Annotated in this window: 16 protein-coding genes; 3 read left to right on the top strand and 13 right to left on the bottom strand. The window is 51.5% G+C overall.

Annotated features, from left to right (window positions below; genetic code table 11):
- Positions 1-48 precede the first annotated feature (48 nt).
- The 7 genes from ACQUQU_RS18105 to ACQUQU_RS18075 all read right to left on the bottom strand — a co-directional run bounded on the left by ACQUQU_RS18105 (position 49) and on the right by ACQUQU_RS18075 (position 10,652).
- Positions 49-1,644 carry an MFS transporter gene (locus tag ACQUQU_RS18105; RefSeq protein ID WP_430461116.1) on the bottom strand — a complete coding sequence of 532 codons (1,596 nt, stop codon included), beginning with the start codon at positions 1,642-1,644 and terminating at the stop codon, positions 49-51.
- A gap of 279 nt (positions 1,645-1,923) precedes the next feature.
- Positions 1,924-3,081 (bottom strand): alginate export family protein, encoded by a 1,158-nt coding sequence (locus ACQUQU_RS18100; protein WP_430461115.1) that lies wholly within the window; start codon positions 3,079-3,081, stop codon positions 1,924-1,926.
- Positions 3,082-3,133: 52 nt separating this feature from the next.
- Positions 3,134-3,901 (bottom strand): peptidylprolyl isomerase, encoded by a 768-nt coding sequence (locus ACQUQU_RS18095; protein WP_430461114.1) that lies wholly within the window; start codon positions 3,899-3,901, stop codon positions 3,134-3,136.
- A 54-nt stretch (positions 3,902-3,955) separates the two neighbouring features.
- Complete coding sequence (gene narI / locus ACQUQU_RS18090; RefSeq protein WP_430461113.1) at positions 3,956-4,645, bottom strand: respiratory nitrate reductase subunit gamma; 690 nt, start codon at positions 4,643-4,645, stop codon at positions 3,956-3,958.
- A gap of 19 nt (positions 4,646-4,664) precedes the next feature.
- Positions 4,665-5,378: a nitrate reductase molybdenum cofactor assembly chaperone gene (narJ, locus tag ACQUQU_RS18085; RefSeq protein WP_430461112.1), complete on the bottom strand. Its 714-nt coding sequence runs from the start codon at positions 5,376-5,378 to the stop codon at positions 4,665-4,667.
- A 1-nt stretch (position 5,379) separates the two neighbouring features.
- Positions 5,380-6,915 (bottom strand): nitrate reductase subunit beta, encoded by a 1,536-nt coding sequence (narH, locus tag ACQUQU_RS18080; protein ID WP_430461111.1) that lies wholly within the window; start codon positions 6,913-6,915, stop codon positions 5,380-5,382.
- Between the two features lie 20 nt (positions 6,916-6,935).
- Complete coding sequence (locus ACQUQU_RS18075) at positions 6,936-10,652, bottom strand: nitrate reductase subunit alpha (protein WP_430461110.1); 3,717 nt, start codon at positions 10,650-10,652, stop codon at positions 6,936-6,938.
- 338 nt (positions 10,653-10,990) lie between these two features.
- Between ACQUQU_RS18075 and ACQUQU_RS18070 the strand changes: the two genes are divergently transcribed.
- On the top strand, positions 10,991-12,754 hold the full coding sequence (locus tag ACQUQU_RS18070) for an ATP-binding protein (protein WP_430461109.1): 1,764 nt from the start codon (positions 10,991-10,993) through the stop codon (positions 12,752-12,754).
- A gap of 11 nt (positions 12,755-12,765) precedes the next feature.
- Here the strand turns inward: ACQUQU_RS18070 and ACQUQU_RS18065 are convergent, their stop codons facing one another.
- From ACQUQU_RS18065 to ubiU, 4 genes are all read right to left on the bottom strand, one after another.
- Complete coding sequence (locus ACQUQU_RS18065) at positions 12,766-14,298, bottom strand: hypothetical protein (RefSeq protein ID WP_430461108.1); 1,533 nt, start codon at positions 14,296-14,298, stop codon at positions 12,766-12,768.
- 126 nt (positions 14,299-14,424) lie between these two features.
- Positions 14,425-14,958 carry a molybdopterin adenylyltransferase gene (gene mog, locus ACQUQU_RS18060; RefSeq protein ID WP_430461107.1) on the bottom strand — a complete coding sequence of 178 codons (534 nt, stop codon included), beginning with the start codon at positions 14,956-14,958 and terminating at the stop codon, positions 14,425-14,427.
- Positions 14,948-15,847 (bottom strand): U32 family peptidase, encoded by a 900-nt coding sequence (locus tag ACQUQU_RS18055; RefSeq protein ID WP_430461106.1) that lies wholly within the window; start codon positions 15,845-15,847, stop codon positions 14,948-14,950. Before ACQUQU_RS18055 ends, mog begins: the two co-directional genes overlap by 11 nt.
- Positions 15,848-15,850: 3 nt before the next feature.
- Positions 15,851-16,846 (bottom strand): ubiquinone anaerobic biosynthesis protein UbiU, encoded by a 996-nt coding sequence (gene ubiU, locus ACQUQU_RS18050; RefSeq protein WP_430461105.1) that lies wholly within the window; start codon positions 16,844-16,846, stop codon positions 15,851-15,853.
- 172 nt (positions 16,847-17,018) lie between these two features.
- On the opposite strand from ubiU, the gene ubiT reads away from it, so the two are divergent.
- Positions 17,019-17,501: a ubiquinone anaerobic biosynthesis accessory factor UbiT gene (ubiT, locus tag ACQUQU_RS18045; protein ID WP_430461104.1), complete on the top strand. Its 483-nt coding sequence runs from the start codon at positions 17,019-17,021 to the stop codon at positions 17,499-17,501.
- A gap of 13 nt (positions 17,502-17,514) precedes the next feature.
- Here ubiT and ACQUQU_RS18040 read toward each other — a convergent pair whose 3' ends face one another.
- The gene (locus ACQUQU_RS18040; protein WP_430461103.1) at positions 17,515-17,919 is read right to left on the bottom strand and encodes a ribonucleotide reductase subunit alpha; all 405 of its coding nucleotides are present in this window, start codon (positions 17,917-17,919) and stop codon (positions 17,515-17,517) included.
- 210 nt (positions 17,920-18,129) lie between these two features.
- A complete protein-coding gene (gene ytfE / locus ACQUQU_RS18035) occupies positions 18,130-18,813 on the bottom strand; it encodes an iron-sulfur cluster repair protein YtfE (RefSeq protein ID WP_430461102.1) in 684 nt (227 codons plus the stop codon).
- A gap of 155 nt (positions 18,814-18,968) precedes the next feature.
- Here ytfE and norR point away from each other — a divergent pair, with 155 nt between their 5' ends.
- Positions 18,969-20,501 carry a nitric oxide reductase transcriptional regulator NorR gene (gene norR, locus ACQUQU_RS18030; RefSeq protein ID WP_430461101.1) on the top strand — a complete coding sequence of 511 codons (1,533 nt, stop codon included), beginning with the start codon at positions 18,969-18,971 and terminating at the stop codon, positions 20,499-20,501.
- Positions 20,502-20,518 lie beyond the last annotated feature (17 nt).

The following is a 20,518-nucleotide window of genomic DNA, read 5'->3' as shown; positions in this document are numbered from 1 at the left end:
CTGCAATAGATGGGGCGGATTACCGCCCCGTTTCACTAATTTACGGTCTTACGGGTTATAGATTTCTGCACTTTTACGCAGGTAGAACCACCAGTTAATAACCAGGCATACGGCGTAAAATACAGCGAATCCGTACATCGCGACTTCCGGTGTACCGGCATTAATCTGAGCGCCGAGTACTTTTGGTGCGATAAAGGCACCGTAAGCAGCAACAGCAGAAGACCAGCCAAGAACAGGGCCTTTCAGTTGCTGATCAAAGATCACGCCGATACTGCGGAAAGTTGAACCATTACCAATACCACTGGCAGCGAACAGCACCACGAACAACACCATGAATGGCATAAAGTATTCGTTAGGGTTGGCTGAGTTATATGCCTGCATCATGACGTAACCAGTCGCAACAGAAGCAGCCACCATAACCAGGGAGATAATCTGAGTAACGATCGAGCCGCCGACTTTATCAGAGATCCAGCCACCCACAGGGCGAATAAGGGCACCAACAAATGGTCCGATCCATGCCCAGGTCAGAGCACTTGGCGCATCCGGGTTAACCACGCGAATCAGTTCACCATCAGCACCAACCTGCATCATCTTGCCGAAAATCACAGTGATGGACAGTGGCAAGGCTGCAGAGAAGCCAATAAAGGAACCGAAGGTCAGGATGTAGAGCACGGTCATTGACCAGGTGTGCTTGTTACTGAAAATACGGAATTGATTTTTAATATTGGGCTGAATGCTGCCTGGAATCAGACGCAGAGCGACCACGGTCAGAATAATGGTCAGTGGCAAGGCCAGCCACATACCGATCAGACCCATGGCATAAATACCAACAACCGCAGTGACCAGTGCAATCGCATACAAACCAATGATTTTAGTAAATGCTGACAGTGGATGGCCTGGATTTGGTGTAACCACATTCAGGTTATTCATGCCAAACCAGCCGGCAAAAGCCAGAGGAATCAGGAACAGAAGCCATACAAACGCCGCATTCTGAATCCAGGTTTCGGAACCGGCTTCAATGCGGCCCAGCAAGGTACCACTGGCGGTTTTCAGCACCATAGGGTCGCCAGCGACAGCACCGAAGATCCCAACAGTCATCACCAGAGGAATCAGGATCTGCATGGTGGTAACACCAAAGTTACCCAGACCGGCGTTCATGCCCAGGGCATAGCCCTGCTGACTTTTCGGATAGAAGGTACTGATGTTGCTCATGGAGCAGGCAAAGTTACCGCCACCAATACCGGAGAGCAGAGCCATCAGCTGGAACACCCAGTAAGGGGTATGCGGATCCATCAGCGCCATGCCAGTGCCCAGTGCAGGAATCATCAGCAGAGCTGTAGTCAGGAAAATGGTATTCCGCCCGCCGGCGATACGGATCATGAACGAAGCCGGAATCCGCAGCGTGGCACCAGACAGACCGGCAATTGCTACCAGAGAAAATAATTGTTCAGTAGTGAAATCAAAGCCCAGATTTTTCATCTGCGTGGTGATCATGCCCCACATCAGCCAGATGGCAAATCCCATGAGCAAACTTGGAATAGAAATCCAGAGATTACGGTTGGCAATTTTCTTACCTTCCCGCTCCCAGAACTCTTTATTTTCGACATCCCAATTCTCAATGTATGCCGATTTATTCTCAGCCATAAATATCCCCTCACTTGTAGATACTGAAGCCATCTTGGGCCCCCTGAATGAAGTGATCAACGGGGTGAGAAATGGCCTGAATCCGCTGATATAAGCCGGTCTACCCCCTAAGAGGTTGGGTATTTATGACTCAGGTCAATCTATGCTGCCGATGTGGCATAAACGTGTGGATACTGGTGAATAAGACGCTCTTATGGTGTACCCACAAAGGGATAAGGCTACCTATCTTTCGCCAAAAAAAATGCCTGCATAAAGCAGGCATAAGAGGGGTTGTTTACATCAGAATCTGGCTTCGCCCCATACCCACAGTTTGTCGGTATCAGCTTTGCCGGATGCATCATCACCAGCAGAGTAGGCAGCGTATTTCACGCCCACGCTGAAGTTCTGGTTGATGCCTTTGGCGGCCAGGAAGTCCACTTCAGAACCGAAGTCCATGCTGCCTTCATCGGCTTGGAAGTCATGGTAAGCAGCCAGCAGTTTAACGCCGGCAACTGCGCCACCAACAGATACATAAGTATCAGACAGACCATCGGCAGGCGTTGCCAGGAACAGATCTGCCCAGCCGTTGAAGGCGTGTTTGGTCGCCAGTGGCGTGGCAAAACCGTAATCACCGTCGTCGCTGCCCAGAACTTCGTTACCCAGAGTGGCGGTTACACCTGACAGAGTGGCACCGGCTTCCAGGACGTAGTACAGAGCGTCGTAATCATCCGTTGACTGAGTAGCCACTTCAGCACGGTAAGAAATGGCAACGTCGCTGACTGTCTGTTTGCCCACCAGGCTGGCACCGTAGGTGTCCAGTTTGGCTTCGGTTTCATCATATTCGATCAGGTAGGCGTAACCGGTCACAGTACCCACTGGCAGGCCAGCGTAAGAGCCGTTCAGTACGTGCGCGGTAACGTCAGTTGAGGTGAAGGTAAAATCATTTACCTGATCAACGTAGGCATAAGCCAGAGATACAGCGTCTTTTTTGTAGGCGAACAGAGCAGCGTCGTAAGTCTGTTCGTTCTGACGCCAGCCTACGTTACCCACAAAGCGGGCGTTATCCAGAATGATGCGCTGACGACCGACAACGGCGCTGAATTCGTCTTTGGCATAAGAGATCTGGGCGCGGTTGATTTCGGTGTTTACCGGGTCAGCAACAACGTCGTAGTCCGGATCTTCAACGCGGTATTCATCAATGAATGCACGAACGTCTTCAATTTCGGCCAGAACTTTAAAACCGGAAACAGACGGAGTTTCATAACCCAGACGTGAACGCAGGGTCAGCGCAGTAGCTGCATCAGTGCCGCCTTCAGTGTCATTGGTTTCGTAGCGCAGACGGAAGTCCGCCAGAAGATCCCCTTCCTTTACCAGAGAAACAAAATCGTCTGCCGCGATCGCGCTGCAGGCGGCCCCCATAGCAACAGCAATAACTAATGGTTTAACGCAGTTTTTCATCGTGCTCTCCTAACATGGAAAAATCTGAGCACTGAGTACATTTATTGTGGTTTTACTGCATCAGAGGTGATTCTGACACCGAAAAATCGAAACCTTCTAAGCGGGTTTCCTGAATTAAAGACTGAATATACTGGGCCGTTGCCTTCATCCGCACTTTTTCGTTGAGATAGTCGCGGATGCGCTCGCGCACATGCTCGTATGGCAACGGCTGACCATCGATATGATGAACCACCTCCACGATGTGATAGCCGTAGCGGCTTTCAATCGGCGAAGGCATCAGGCCTTTATCCGCACGGAATACCTGACGCTCAAATTCAGGGACTGTTTGTCCGGCACTGAGCTGACCCAGGCTGCCACCCGTTTCTTTCGATGGACAGGCTGAATAGCGCCTGGCCAAATCAGAAAAAGATTCACCACTACTGAGCATGGATATTATCGATTCAGCAATTCTTTTTGCTTCTGCCCGCTGCACATCATCATCCTCTGCAGCCGCCAGTAAAATATGGCGCGCTTCAACCAGAGGCGATGTCAGAAAACGCTGCGGATTATTGCGGAAATAAAGTTCACATTCTTCGTCGCTGGCCTGAGGAATATCCACCTCCTGAGCCAGCAGCTTTTCCAGAAAGTCATCCTGACCCGCAAGGCTGTTATCCGCGTCTGCTGTTATCCCCAGAGCTTGCGCACGTTGACGCAGTATTTCTCCAATAACCAATGTTTCGGCTGCCTTCAGCATCGCCTGGCGTTTTGTCTCCGCCGGGTGATACTGCATTTCTGCCAAAATGGCTGATTCAGGAATGGTAACTTCATTAACCTTGATCATGGGGCTGACTCCAACGACAGATAAGAGGTGGCCGCCTGGCGGCCACCATCGCTCTTAACGGGCGAAACGCTTACGGACAATCTGGTGCTGACGGGTAACATACTGCACAGGCGCACTGAACATATGAACCAGACGGCTGAATGGGAAAACAACAAACAGTGTCATACCCAGTACAACGTGTGCTTTATAAATCCAGTGAACATGCGCAATATTCTGCACGGCTTCAGCCAGATCCAGCGTCATAATATTCTGCGCCCACATCATCAGGGCCATCATTTCTGCGCCGTCCAGATGACTGGCAGAAACCAGAATAGAGAACAGCCCCAGCAGCAACTGCGCGTACAGCAGGAACAGGATAACAATATCCATTTTCTTACTGGTTGCACGGACGCGTGGATTACCTAAACGACGCTTAATCAGAATGGTCAGGCCAGCAAAGCAGATCAGGCCGAACAGACCACCAGCACCCATAGCCACCATCTGCTTCATAGGTGCGGTAACACCCAGTACGTGCCACAGTTCAACCGGGGTCAGCAGACCGAAAAAGTGGCCGAAGAAAATACCCAGCACACCCACGTGAAACAGAATGCTGCCCATGCGCAGTTGTTTCTTTTCCAGTAACTGGCTGGAACTGGCTTTCCAGCTGTACTGTTCGCGGTCATAACGCATCCAGCTGCCGACCAGCAGAATAATCATGGCGACATAGGGATAAACACCAAACGCCAGGGTATTGAAATAACTCATAAACAACTCCTAATGCCTGTTAATTTGCAGGCGAAGCGGTCAAAAGATCGGTATTCAGAGGAATATGCTGGTCACGGCGCTGACCTTCACTCGGACGGTTGGTGCTGCCGCAGGATGACTGTGCGTTATCCATGAAGTTAACCATCTCCTCTTCCCAGACCTTATCCAGTTCTTTCGCGGTATTGTCCGGCTTTTCCTCGGCAATCTGAGCACGCAGGTCAGCCAGATCCAGATTCATTTCGCTCAGCTTTATCAAGCCGTGGAATACTGCGGCATAGTCAGAGCTGCGCTGCTCCAGACGACAGGCCAGCAAGGCGAGAATATGGGCAACTTCCTGCAGACCCAGACGCGCATTTTCTTCGCCCTGTGTGCTGAGAAAATCTAGGTACAGGGGAATATAATCCGGCAGCTCATTTACGCTGATTTCCAGACCCGCCTGTTTGTACTGATTCATCAGATCAACCATGGCCTGACCACGGTCACGGCTTTCGCCGTGAACGTGCTCAAACAGCAACAGGGATAATGAACGGCCACGTTCGAACAGGCCGTCATACTCTTCCTGCCACTGCAGCAGGTCACCCGAAAACTTCCGGGCAATAAAATCCTGCAGTGCCTGCTTGCTGTCAGCAGGCAGAGAGGCGCCAGCGACCACTTCTTCCAGCGCCGGACGGGCGTCCAGCAGCTCCTGGGTCGGGTAATCCATCAGTAAAGAAAGTACACGCAGAATTTTCATCTCAGTCCTCCGATACAACCGGGATTACCTGACGCACACCCTGAGTACTGGTGCCAAACAGGTTAACGTTGTTATTACCGCTGCTGCAGCCATTGCCAAAGCTGAAGCCACATTCGCTCTTCAGGTCGTAGGCATTTTCTGCGTACGCTTTATGGCTGGTCGGGATGACAAAGCGATCTTCGTAATTAGCCAGAGCCATGTAGCGGTACATTTCTTCTACCTGCACGGCGGTCAGACCAACCTGCTTCAGGACGTCAAGATCTTCAACGCCATCAACCTGCTGGGAGCGCTTGAAGGCACGCATGGCAATCATACGTTCCAGTGCGGTAATCACTGGTTTTTCGTCACCGGCAGTCAGCAGGTTGGCCAGATAACGCAGCGGAATACGCAGCGATTTCAGGTCAGGAATTTCGCCGTTCATGCCAACGTGACCAGCTTCAACAGCGGTCTGAATCGGTGACAGTGGCGGTACGTACCAAACCATCGGCAAAGTGCGGTATTCCGGATGCAGAGGCAGAGCCACTTTCCAGTCCATCGCCATCATGTATACCGGTGAACGCTGAGCGGCTTTCAGCCAGTTATCGCTGATGCCTTCTTTACGCGCTGCTTCAATAACCTTCGGATCGTTTGGATCAAGGAACAGATTGAGCTGTGCCTGATACAGATCTTTTTCGTTGGCGGTATTGGCGGCATCGGCAATTTTGTCAGCGTCGTACAGCAGCACACCCAGGTAGCGGATACGGCCTACACAGGTTTCAGAACATACAGTCGGCTGACCGGCTTCAATACGTGGGAAGCAGAAAATACACTTCTCTGATTTACCGCTCTTCCAGTTGTAGTAAATCTTCTTGTACGGACAGGCCGATACACACATGCGCCAGCCACGGCATTTTTCCTGATCGATCAGAACAATACCGTCTTCTTCACGCTTGTAGATGGCACCGGACGGGCAAGCGGCAACACAAGCCGGATTCAGGCAGTGCTCACACAGGCGTGGCAGATACATCATGAAGGTTTTTTCAAACTGTCCATAAATGTCTTTCTGCACGACTTCATCAAAGTTTTTGTCGACTTTGCGCTTATCGAATTCGGTGCCGAGAATTTCTTCCCAGTTCGGACCCCATTCAATTTTCTCCATGCGCTGACCTGTGATCAGCGAGCGTGGACGCGCCACCGGCTGGTGCTTGCTGTCGCCGGCGTTGTGCAGATATTGGTAGTCAAAATCGAATGGCTCGTAGTAGTCATCGATTTCCGGCAGATCCGGGTTGGCGAAAATATTCGCCAGAACCCGTAACTTACCGCCAATTTTCAGCTGCAGCTTGCCGTTGGCATCGCGTTTCCAGCCGCCATTCCATTTTTTCTGGTTTTCCCACTCTTTCGGGAAGCCAATACCGGGCTTGGTTTCAACGTTGTTAAACCAGGCATATTCGACCCCTTCACGTGAGGTCCATACGTTTTTGCAGGTGATGGAGCAAGTGTGGCAACCAATGCACTTGTCCAGATTCAACACCATGCCAATTTGTGCTCTGACTTTCATGGAATTACCTCACTGCAACCTTATTTGGTGTCCAGCCAGTCAACGTTCTGCATTTTGCGCACGATGACAAATTCATCACGGTTACAACCTACGGTACCGTAGTAGTTGAAGCCGTAAGCCTGCTGGGCATAACCACCAATCATATGTGTCGGTTTCATTACCGCGCGGGTAACCGAGTTGTGGATACCGCCACGGGTGCCGGTTGTTTCGGCGCCCGGTACGTTCACAATCCGCTCCTGAGCGTGATACATCATGCTCATACCTTCCGGTACACGCTGTGACACCACGGCACGGGCAGCGATGGCACCGTTAACGTTGAACACTTCAATCCAGTCGTTATCGACAATACCGGCGGCTTTCGCGTCAATTTCACTGAGCCACACAATCGGACCACCACGAGACAAAGTCAGCATCAGCAGGTTGTCAGAGTAGGTGCTGTGAATACCCCATTTCTGGTGCGGGGTGATCCAGTTCAGTACGATTTCTTTATTGCCGTTAGGCTTTTTGTTCAGCACGGGGTCAACGGTTTTCAGGTTGATTGGCGGCTTGTATGAACACAGCTGCTCACCAAAATCACGCATCCATTCATGGTCCTGATAGAACTGCTGACGGCCAGTAATGGTGCGCCACGGGATCAGCTCATGAACGTTGGTGTAACCAGCGTTGTAAGACACATGCTCGTCTTCCAGACCTGACCAGGTAGGCGAAGAAATAATCTTGCGTGGCTGGGCAACGATGTCGCGCCAGCGGATTTTTTCTTCCTCTTTTGGTTTTGCCAGATGGGTATGGTCAAGACCTGTAATTTCACCCAGAGCTTCCCAGGCTTTTACCGCAACATGGCCGTTGGTTTCCGGAGCCAGTGTCAGAATCATTTCACAGGCATCAATCGCGGTATCGAGTTTTGCGCGGCCTTTGCTCACACCTTCTTCGGTATGGGTGTAATTCAGCTTACGCAGCAGATCGACTTCAGACTTGGTATCCCAGCTGATGCCTTTACCACCATTACCGATGTTTTCCAGCAGAGGGCCGATGGAGGTGAAACGCGCATAGGTATTCGGGTAGTCACGCTCAACCGGAATCAGTGCCGGCATGGTTTTGCCCGGAACCGGTTCACACTCGCCTTTCCACCAGGCTTTCACGCCGTATGGCTGTGCCAGTTCTGCCGGAGTGTCGTGGTGCATTGGCAGAGTAACCAGATCTTTTTCCACGCCCAGATGGCCGACACAAACACGGGAGAATTCTTTGGCGATGCCTTTGAAAATTTCCCAGTCAGAACGTGCTTCCCACACAGGATCAATCGCCGCACTCAGCGGGTGAATGAATGGGTGCATGTCCGACGTATTCATATCGTCTTTTTCGTACCAGGTGGCGGTTGGCAGCACGATATCGGAATACAGACAGGTGGTGGACATACGGAAGTCCAGTGTGACCCACAGATCCACTTTACCTTCGGCGCCGTTATCAACCCATTCCACATCTTTTGGCTTCTGGCCACCGAACTCACCCAGGTCTTTACCCAGCAGGCCATGCTTGGTACCCAGCAGGTGACGCAGCATGTATTCGTGTCCCTTACCGGAAGAACCCAGCAGGTTAGAACGCCAGATAAACATGTTGCGCGGGAAGTTCTGCGGATTATCCGGCTGCTCACAGGCAAATTTCAGATCGCCGCTCTTCAGTTGCTGTACAACATAATCTTTAACATCAACACCGGCTTTCGCTGCCTGCTGCGCCAGATGCAGCGGGTTGGTTCCCAGCTGTGGTGCGGATGGCAGCCAGCCCATGCGTTCGGCACGGCTGTTGTAATCAATGATGCTGGCATTCCACTTGTCTTTGTTGGCCAATGGCGATACCACTTCGCTCATGTTCAGCTTTTCGTAACGCCACTGACTGGAGTGGTTGTAGAAGAACGAAGTACCGTTCATGTGACGTGGCGGACGCTGCCAGTCGAGGGCAAACGCCAGTGGCGTCCAGCCGGTTTGCGGACGCAGTTTTTCCTGGCCCACATAGTGCGCCCAGCCACCACCGGTCTGACCAACACAGCCGCACATCATCAGCATATTGATGAGGCCACGGTAGTTCATGTCCATGTGGTACCAGTGGTTCAGCGCAGCGCCCACGATCACCATGGAACGACCCTTGGTTTTATCCGCGTTGCGGCCAAACTCACGGGCAATGCGGATAACATCAGCACGGGCAACGCCGGTGATTTTTTCCTGCCAGGCCGGGGTATATGGCACATCATCGTCGAAACTGGCTGCACGGCTCGGATCGTCGATGCCGTTATTAACGCCGTAGTGCGCCAGCATCAGGTCGAATACGGTGGCAACCAGAGCGGTTTCACCATTCGCCAGAGCAACACGCTTGGCCGGAATCTTACGCAGCTGCAGTTCGTTGTGTTCGGTGTGCTGGAAATACTCGTACTCGTGTGGCGCACCACCAAAATACGGGAAAGCCACATCCGCCATTTCATCGGCCTGATCTTTCAGCGACAGCGTCAGATCCAGTTCACCGTTGCGGTCTTTCTGTTCCAGGTTCCACTTGCCTTTTTCGCCCCAGCGGTAACCGATAGAGCCATTAGGGCTGGTCAGCGCGCCATTGCTGTTTATGGCAATGGTTTTCCAGTCAGGGTTATTGTCTTCACCCAGGTTATTCACCAGGTCTGCAGCACGCAGGAAACGGCCGCCAGTCAGCTTGCCGTCGTTTTCCTCAAGCATGACCAGCATCGGCATATCGGTATAACGCTTCACATAGCCGGTGAAGTAATCGCTTGGCTGATCAACGTGGAATTCTTTCAGGATCACATGACCAAAGGCCATCGCCAGGGCAGCATCGGTACCCTGACGCGGCGCCAGCCAGGTATCACCAAACTTGGACGCTTCCGAGTAGTCGGAAGTAATCACGCAGGTCTTGGTGCCCTTGTAACGTACTTCGCTGAGGAAGTGCGCATCCGGCGTCCGGGTCTGCGGCACGTTGGAACCCCAGACAATGATGTAGTTGGAGTTGTACCAGTCAGCCGATTCAGGAACGTCGGTCTGCTCACCCCAGATTTGTGGAGAAGCCGGCGGCAGGTCACAGTACCAGTCGTAGAAGCTCAGACAGTTACCGCCGATCAGCGACAGGTAACGGGCGCCCGCTGCGTACGACACCATGGACATGGCAGGAATCGGCGAGAAGCCGGTTACACGGTCAGGACCATAAGTCTTGGTGGTATAGACGTTGGATGCGGCAATCAGCTCATTAACCTCATCCCAGGACGCACGGACAAAGCCACCCAGACCACGGCGCTCTTTGTAGCTTTTTGCTTTTACCGGATCGGTAACAATGGATTCCCAGGCTGCTACCGGATCGCTGTGCTTGGCACGGGCTTCGCGCCACAGCTTCATCAGCTGACCACGGACTTTCGGATATTTAAGACGGTTGGCGCTGTAGATATACCAGGAATAACTGGCACCACGCGGACAACCGCGAGGCTCATGATTCGGCAGATCAGGACGGGTACGCGGATAATCGGTTTGCTGGGTTTCCCAGGTCACCAGACCATCTTTCACATAAATTTTCCAGCTGCACGAACCGGTGCAGTTCACGCCGTGTGTAGAGCGTACGATTTTATCGTGCTGCCAACGCTGGCGATAACCTTTCTCCCAACTGCGATCCTGGTCTGTGGCAACGCCGTGCCCATTGGCGAAGGGCTCTTTGCTTGTTTTAAAAAAACGCAGCTTGTCGAGCAGATGACTCATAGCTAACTCCTGATTGCATCCGTAAGGACGGGCAGAAACATTCAGCAACAGTCTACTCATATGGATTAAATTAACGATGGGGCAGCGCAGACCGAAAATGGCAGAAACCGCACCAGACTACCCATTTATGGGTACATCATGAATTACGCAAGCCATTGTTTTGTAATGCTTTTTTATTTCAGAACGAATTAAGGAAGGGGAGACAGCCAAGACGCAGAGTCAAGGGTGGTAGCTACTATTAACCAGGGCTTTTTGATAACAATTATCAACTAAACACCATGCTATAAATCCCCCGGCGCTTATCGCTACAATAAGGCATAATTTTTGGGCTGGATTTTATGAATCGCTACTCCGTTATCACCAAAATCAATTTGTCTCTGACCGCGATTATCGTCATGGCAGTGTCCACCATTCTGGTGTCTTACTGGCTGTCAGACCAGGCAGATAATGACGCCTACGCGATTAACGTGGCCGGCTCACTGCGCATGCAAAGCTATCGCTATGCCAGCAGCGAAAGCGTACGTGAGGATGCCAGAAGCGTCGTTAATTCCGCCTGGGAAGATCCGGTGATGCGTAACGTTATCCGCGAAGCAAACTTAACAGAGTTGTTTGAACTGCTGCAGTCACGTTGGGGCAATGTACAAAGCAGCCTTAAAAGCGCTGACCTTAGTGACGCAGAGAAGCTCAGACTGGTGGATGATTTTGTTATCGGCCTGAACACTCTGGTACTCGGCATTCAGAAAAATGCAGAAGCAAAAATCCGCGCCATACGCACTTTTCAGGTTATCGCGTTCTTTATCACTGTCATTCTGTCGGTAGCAGCAATTTACTGGGTGTATCTGCGCCTGACACTGCCCCTTGCCGAGCTGACAAATGCCGCACGCCAGATTGGGCGTGGTGATTTTACCTGCAACTTGCCCAATACAGAGGGGCAGGATGAGCTCAGTCTGCTTTCTAAATCGTTCAATCAGATGTGTCGTGCCATTGCCTACATGTACGAATCGCTGGAGAAGCAAGTCGACGAAAAAACCACCGAATTGAGAAACAGCAATACGACACTCACCTTCCTCTACAAACTGGCGTGGCAGACGAGCACACATGAGATCAGAAAAGACGATTTCAGCCAGATTATCCGTGAGTTATCCAGGGTAACCGGCATTGCGGATATCGAGCTTTGCCTGCTCACGGAAAGCGGGGACATTCCCTATCTGCAGGTGAATGGCACAAAAGACAACGATCCGGACTGCGCTAGCCGCAACTGCCGTGACTGCGTTGCCGGAAACAGCAGCACAGACCAACAACTGCGTTATGTCATATCCCGGGAAAATACCGAATACGGCGTTCTGGTCATCCATGGCAACTGCCACGATGACATCCAGCAATGGCAGGATGAATTACTACGCTCGGTAGCCGCGCAGTTTGCCATCGCACTCAGCCTGCAGGGAGAGGAGGAAAAAATCCGCCGTATAACACTGATGAATGAGCGGAATACCATTGCCCGGGAATTGCACGACTCTCTGGCCCAGGCTTTGTCCTATCTGAAAATTCAGGTAACCCGCCTGAACCGGGCGCTGGCGAAACATGATCAGGCCATCATGATGGATGTATCCCATGAGCTCAAAAATGGTCTTGATTCAGCCTATCGCCAACTCCGTGAACTACTGACGACATTCCGCCTTAAAGTCGATGGTAAAGGGCTTATCAGCGCACTGCAGAAAACTGTTGAGCAGTTCCAGGAACAGTCTTCCATGGAAATAACCCTGGATTATGACATTGTTCATGCCCCACTGAGCCCACAGGAAGAAATTCATCTGCTGCAGATTATCCGTGAGGCTTGCCAGAATGCGATTAACCACTCTCACGGGAAGCGCATCCTGATAAAACTGACGGCGACATCAGATAACAAAATTATGCTGAGCATAGAAGACGACGGAATTGGTATTGATACCAACCCGGAGAAACTTAACCACTATGGCCTTGCGATTATTCAGGAACGCTCACACCAGCTTAACGGTGAAGTCAGAATCCAGGCCAGAGCCGATGGCGGAACCGGAGTGTACTTCGAATTTATACCAGAGTACTCCAAGACGACAACCGCATGACGGAGCACATTTCAGAATGACAGCTCACTTCTCCTGCGCAAGAAGAAGAACCAGTTAAGCAGCATCCCGACACCATAAAACAATGAAAAACTATAAAGAATTAATCCGGGATTCAGCGCGTTGTGGTGACTGGAAAACATATTGGCGATATAAAAAACACCGAAGGATGAAATTCCGCCGATCCAGGTCATAACCTGCGGCATAGAGGCCGCAGGAAAGGCCTTTGATATCTGATAAAAGACACTGCCCGCCGACAATCCGGAACCGATAAAAAAAACCAACACCAGAAAAAAGAAGGCTATGTAGTTACGGTTTTCACTGAGGTACTCAAAACTTGCAGCCAGCACGATCACACTCACCAGCATCAGCAGCAAAGCAGACTGATTAATCCACTCCGGCTTGTAGTACCTTGCCAACCAGGCACTGATACCCCGGGTGATGACTGCAATAACAGGCAACAACCACACATACGTCAGGATGCCCGTACCTAACGGATTACTGAGGTAAATATCGCCACCCACCCACTGCAGATCAAAAAACTCTTTTCCCAGCAGCGGCAGAGACGCGGAAAAACCCAGCATCGAGCCCGCCCCCATCAAATGCAGAAGTGACAGCAGCTGCAGCTTGCGATTGGCCATCATGGGTAAAAATCCACTTTCCCTGCCACGGGGAATTCGCGAAAATACCATAAGCAGCAGGAAAATCGTTATAACAATAATCAGCAGTCCCGCGAGAATAATGTCACCCAGCGAATGTGCAGCACCGACGCCGTATACCAGAAGAAAGCTGATCCCCGTCAGAACCGTATAAATCAGCAAAGTACGCAAAGCGGGAAGTACTCTGCGCCGCTCAGCAAGAAAGGCTGGCAGCGCACGGCTGATTGCGACCAGCAGCAACAAAAAAAACACAGATAAAGCTGAAAAAATACTGAAACCGGAACCAGCAGAAATCCGCCCCAGAACATGGCTGCTGTTGTACTCCAGCGGCAGCGTCGTCAGCCAACCTGCCAGCGGCATAAAGCCAAGAACAGGCAGTACAACCTGGGCCACAATAAGTCCACTGTCCGCCAGTGCGGACCGCGCCTCCTGCTCGATACGTGCAGTGCTCTGACCAAAGTCCGTCATGCAGGCGCGAAGCGGCAGAAAAACAGCGCCGATTCCGGAACTGATTGCAGCAAGCTGAAAATGCCAGAAGGATGGCGATTGCGTGAAAAAAGCGCTGATCAACAGCGATAAGGGCAGTATCAGCAATAACAGACTAATAAACCAGACAACAACGACCGGCGTATTCTTTATGAGAAAGCCACTACCCAAGCGAACGGAGGCACCACTCAGACCAGCAGTAGCAATCAGTGAGAAAAGCTCACTGATGGAAAATGGATAGCCGGTATCAAAAATAATAACCACCAGCACACTCCACAACATCCATATTGCAGAGCCTGCCATAAGCGCAAATATATCATGCCGGATAAGCGGTGTGCCTGTGGACCCGCCACCGGCCTCGGTGTAAACCAGAGTCCTTGACGAACCGGAAGTTCTGAGCATAAAAATTCCCGCCCCATATCACGGGGTATCAACTTTTATTATCGCAGAACCGGCCAGCGGACGCTCAAGGTACTCAGGGTATCGCCCTACCCCTTTGTGAGTACTCACGGCAATGGTTGGAATACGCTATTTTGCTGGACGAAACGCTTTGATAACCGCCTCGTCACATTCCAGATACGGTCCATCCATCAGATCAATACAGTATGGGATGGCCGGAAAAACGGCATCCAGACACTGGCGGATGGCTTTTGGCTTTCCTGGTAAATTAACAATAAGAGAATCCCCTCTCAGCCCTGCCGTCTGCCGCGACAATATTGCTGTCGGTACGTATTTAAGAGATTCCATACGCATCAGCTCGCCAAAGCCTGGCATCATACGATCACATACGGCCTCAGTAGCCTCAGGTGTCACATCACGCGCAGCAGGACCAGTCCCGCCGGTGGTCACGACCAGGCAACAACCTTCATCGTCCGTAAGCTCGCGTAAGGTTTGCTCAATCAGTGGTTGCTCGTCAGGAATTACACGATAAACAGCCTGCCATGGTGACGTCAGGTACTCCGAAAGCGTTTCGCGGATAGCTGCACCAGAGAGATCTTCATAGACTCCGGCGCTGGCACGATCGCTTACAGTAAGAATTCCAATGCGGGCTTCAGCTTTCATAATGATTTACAGATTCCATACGGGACATACCCGGCAGTTTAAGCCAGTAGCCATTACTTTCAAATTCCCCCAGACAGTAGTTCTGTCCGCCATGCAGATTATTGTGAAAACGCTTCGCCCATAACAACGTATCCTCCACCTGCGGACTCAGCCGCACCATATCGACCAGACCATGCATATGCGGCAGCTGGTTAATCAGGTTATACCTGTGTCCGGACTGGGTCTGAATACCATTAAGAATAAATACCTGATGCCCATCCTGACTGGTAACGCTGCGCCCGCACGGATAATTAATACAGCACAGTCCGCACTGATCTTTGGCACGATTTTCCGCACGGGCGGTGAAACAGCGCGCAGACCAGGCGAGAGGCATGTGACCAAATGCGAAAACTTCGACATCGAAGCAGCTGCGGATATCCTGCACAACATCCTGACTCAGTATATCCGCCAGCCATTCCTTCGACAGCTCAACCGGCATCACCCAGCACTGCATACCCGCATTAACCAGATATTTCAGTGTATGCTGGTTGTAACAGTTAATGGCGGCACCGGCGACGAAGGGAACACCTTTTTGCTGAGCAAGAAATACCGCGCCCATATCATTGGCTTCCACCATAAACTCGCCATTATCAATACAGCGCACCAGATCTCTGACCATACCCGGCGACTCCAGCAAGGTCATGGTCGACAAACGCACCTGTTTACCGGCCTCCCGCAGCTGATGGGCGATATCGAGATAATCTTTGAGAAACAATTCGCTGCGCTTCGGGCATACTGTTTCCCCCAGATAAACCACATCAATGTCATCGCTGTCGGCGACATCACGGTAGAAAGCTTCGACCTTTTCTTTTGGCCAGTAATACAAAATGGGGCCCAGTGAAATTTTCATAATTTATTTCCACTTCCGGTGATAAGCTCCGAGCGTTGTCTGACACCCTTCAGATAACGAACTGACAACCTGATTCCATTCATCACGCACGGCATAGCGATCCGGACTTTCTTTCACCAGATCAATCGCCTGACGCCATATCCGGGTAATTTTCTCCACGTACGCGGGACTGCGCTGCCGGCCTTCTATTTTCAGCGAGGCAATATTTTCCTGATAAAGCTCAGGCAATAATTCCAGGGTATTCAGGCTGGTCGGCTCTTCCAGAACATGATAGAGCTCATCGCCAACAGAAAACCGGCCCTTACACAAGGTTGGGTAGCCTGCTTTCTCATCCGCGCTGAAGCGATCAATCATCACGCCATTGAGGCGCGACTCCAGTGTCCCATCGGCCTGCTCGTCCCAGCGCACAAAGGCAGCCGGTGAACAGGCACCGGCGGTATTGGGTGATTCGCCGGTCATATAGGAACTGAGATAGCACCGCCCTTCCGCCATAATACAGAGGCTGCCAAAGGCGAACACTTCAAGCTCCATGTCACAGGTGCGGGATAAGGCGCGAACCTGCGGCATGGACAGAACCCGTGGCAACACCACACGCTTTACGCCCAGCTGCCGGTAAAAATCTATCGCTGCAGGGTTGGTTGCAGAAGCCTGCACCGACAGATGCGTTTCGACATGGGGATAGTGTTCAGCGGCGTACGCCAGCAAAGAGATATCCGCCAGAATCAGTACATCAACACCCGCCTGAACGGCCGTATCAACCGCCTGCTGCCAGCGCGGCCAATTATCCGGGTGCGCAAACGTGTTGATGGCTACGTGAATCCGCCGCCGGCTGCCATGCACATAACGTACAGCTTCTTGCAGATTATCCTTATTGAAATTCAGACCGGCAAAATGACGGGCATTGGTTTCATCACGCAAACCAACGTAAACGGCATCAGCTCCCTGATTAATTGCAGCCTTCAGTGCCGGAAGACTTCCCGCAGGACAAAGCAACTCCATAAGCTGCTCTCTTTTTAAAGGTTCAACCTCTATATTAGAGCCAGGCTATGTATCAGCGAAAATCTACGTGGGGGTAAATAAAATATACCCACAAGGGAGGTTTGCCCGATAAAAGATGCCAATCTAGTATGCGTTCTTAATTCCGGTTACATGCAATCGAGCGAGCTGTTAAATGCAAACTGAGAACCAGGCACTTCCCGGCATAAGCTATTCATTGCTGAAAGTCATGCGTATCTTCTGTCAGAAGGCACCTTCCGCAGTTCAGCAGCTGGTAATCAGTAAAATTATTAACAGAACTCTGGAACCCGAAATCAAATCCGGTGACTTTTTATTTCTGAAAAATCGTGTCGCACGAATAGAAATACCCGATCTCAACTTCAGCTTCAGCGTGGCATCGGATGGGAACAAGTTACAGATTGGTGTGCCCGCCAAAGTGGAAGAAGTGAGGTTCAGGGCAGACCTGCAGAGCATACTGGATATCATAAACCGCAATGCAGACCCGGACACCCTGTTCTTCCGTCGCCGGCTGTTGATTACCGGCGACACAGAACTGGGACTGGAGCTGAAAAATCTTCTCGACAGAATCGATCCGGCAGAACGCCTACCGGAAAGAGTCAGCCAGCTTCTGAAAAGAATTCAGTTCAAAACACCGTAAACAGACAGCTTGCTCAGTAAAGAGCAATCATCTCGCCCTTGCGGTTAAACGTGAGCAGGTGAGCAATCATGCCGGAATTGATATTACTCATCATCATCTGCAGCGGCTGACCTGCTTCATCCGAAGAGGGTGGAAAGCCGGCACGACCGGCCATAGCACCGACAAAGGCGACATCCCAGTGAATACCGGTATTTTCCGACTCCTGCACCAGCTCGTGAAAATGCATCACCTCACCCGGCAGCTTGTCTACACATAACACCGGGGTAAGCACGCCGCCCTCACCGCGACCAAAACGCTCCTGCTGCTCACTGCTGTACCCTTCCGGCAGCTCTGATTTTGCAAAGACAAAGAGCAGACGCTGAGGCTCTGGCTGCTCCATGGCTGCCATAATCAGGTCTTCGTAACTTTCGATCTGCATGATTCACCCGGTAAATTTATTCGGAATAAGCCCGATGACCCGGCCGCTACACTCTACATTACCTAACCCTCAAATACTGCGGCAATGGAGATTTTTCACGACCCCGGAAGATTCATCCGGTCGCGGGCCATCGGCAACCCTTTCAGTGTATGCAGCCTCCATTCACAGGCAACGGAAATTTAGAGGTATACCACCCGGTTCTGGGCCGGATTACTGGCAACAGCCGCAACATGAACCATCTCTGACCTGACGTTCAGGCACGAACAGGAAGTAATTCTCGAGCGTAATGTGCTCCATCAGATCGTTGATAAGCTCTGTAAGTCCCAGATACAGATTACGCCAGCTGGTACAGCCACCCGAGGGCAACTGCAGCTCATTGGTTATGCGCAGAATATCAGCGATGGTCTGCAGATGATCATCGTGCTCACCCTGCATCACACTGATAGGACCACCGGGATACATGCCACCGGCCAGCATAGGAAACAATATCTGCTCTTCTTTCTGCATGTGATTTTCCAGGTCCGCCTTCACATCACGCAACAGGGCAGACAACCCCTGCGGACATGCCGGTGAGTCACCGTGCACACGTTCCACTTTTGTGGCCAGCATAATCAGCTCAGGCAACTGTTGGCGGTGGCGCTCATGAAATCGCTCAAGAATATATGAGATCAGTTCTTTACTTGAGTATTCAGACCAGTCTTTGATATTGGTTTCGTCAGCCACGCTCCGGATCTTCCCGCTCACCTCCTGCACATCAGCACCACAGGCCTTTAAAGCCTGCTCAAGTGTGACGTCTCCCTGAGCACAGAAATTAATATTAAATTCACGCAAAATACCTGATGCACCAGGAACACTGGTTGCCACTTCACACAATGGTCGCTGTAACATTTCCATAGAATCTCCGTTTATTCGATTTATGCAGATCCAGCAAGATACAGGCCATAAACATAAAGCAGGCCACATGAGGCGACAGGCAATTTGTGGGTATAAAAAACCAAAATAAACTCGGGTAATATTTACTGAAAGGTTATTTTCACCGGTAATACATCATGATTATTAATGACCTCATCAGACTGATGAACGAGGAGTGCACGACAAGCTGTTACGAAAAAATCACACAGTTAATACGGCAGCACTTTAACTGTGGCGCTGTTGTGCTGTTACGCTTACGGGGTGATTTCCTTAAACCGGAAGCCACAAGCGGTCTGGTTGCAGAAACGCTGGGAAGACGTTTTGTACTGGCACAACATCCGCGACTGACAGCCATTATGACGTCTTCTGACGGCCTGCGCTTTCCCGCAGACAGCCCGTTGCCCGACCCCTATGACGGCCTGCTGGAAAGCCAGCCAGGCAATCCCCTGCCCGTGCATGACTGTATCGGTATTCCACTTTACTGTGACGGCGAAGCCTGGGGGGCGCTGACGCTCGACTCCCTGACACCGGGCGCATTCACACAGACGCTCAGCGAACTCCAGACCTGCCGGCCGGTTCTTGAAACCATCATCCGCCTGCATACCCTGGAAGACAAAATTGCAGTTCTGCAACGCAACCGCCTTGCAGAACATCCGGCGATGGCCAATGCCGATGCCGCCGGTGACATTATTGGTCACTCGGATGCTATTAAGGCCATACGGCATGAACTGGATGTGGTTGCCATGTCCGACCTTCCTGTCCTTCTGCTCGGTGAGACCGGGGTGGGCAAGGAGCTGTTTGCTGCTTATCTGCATCGCAAATCAGACCGGGCCAACCGGCCGATGGTATACATTAATTGCGCGGCATTGCCGGAAAACCTGGCAGAAAGCGAGCTGTTCGGCCATGTAAAAGGAGCCTTTTCCGGCGCAGGCTCAGACAGGGCAGGCCGCTTTGAAAGCGCCGATAAAGGCACACTCTTTCTGGATGAAGTTGGCGAGCTGCCGCTACCGGTTCAGGCAAAATTACTGCGGGTGCTGCAGAATGGCGAAATTCAGCGCCTCGGCAGTGATAAGCTGAAGCAGGTCAATGTACGCATTGTGGCCGCCACTAACCGTGACTTGCGCAAGCAGATTAAAGACGGTGCTTTCCGTGCCGATCTTTACCATCGTTTATCGGTATATCCCGTCCCTATCCCACCACTGCGCGAGCGCGAAAAAGACATCCCATTACTGGCCGGGTATTTTCTCGAACAGAACAGAGCCCGTCTTGGTTTGCGCAGCTTACGCCTGAGCCCTGATGCCTCAGCAGCTCTGCTGCAGTACAACTGGCCTGGTAATGTACGCGAGCTGGAACATGTTATCAGCCGCGCCGCCATTAAGGCCTTAAGCAGGGGCGCGCAAAAGCACGATATTGTCACTCTCGACAGCCGGTTGCTGGATCTGGATATAGCAGAGGTGGATTCAGCCTTAATCATGTCAGACGACAAAGCTGAAACCATTATTTCGGCAACGCAGGGCATGCCAATGAAAGAAGCGGTACAGTACTTCCAGCGGGTAGTCATTATGCGTGAACTGCAACGTCATAAAGGCAGCTGGAGCAAAACAGCAAGGGCGTTTTCCCTTGATCCAAGCAATCTGCACAAGCTGGCACAAAAGCTCGATATTAAATAAAAAAAAGCCCGGAATAA

The organism is Thalassolituus sp. LLYu03, from assembly GCF_050507655.1.
Lineage (GTDB): Bacteria > Pseudomonadota > Gammaproteobacteria > Pseudomonadales > Oceanobacteraceae > Venatoribacter.
This window is presented reverse-complemented; position numbering and strand designations above follow the sequence as displayed.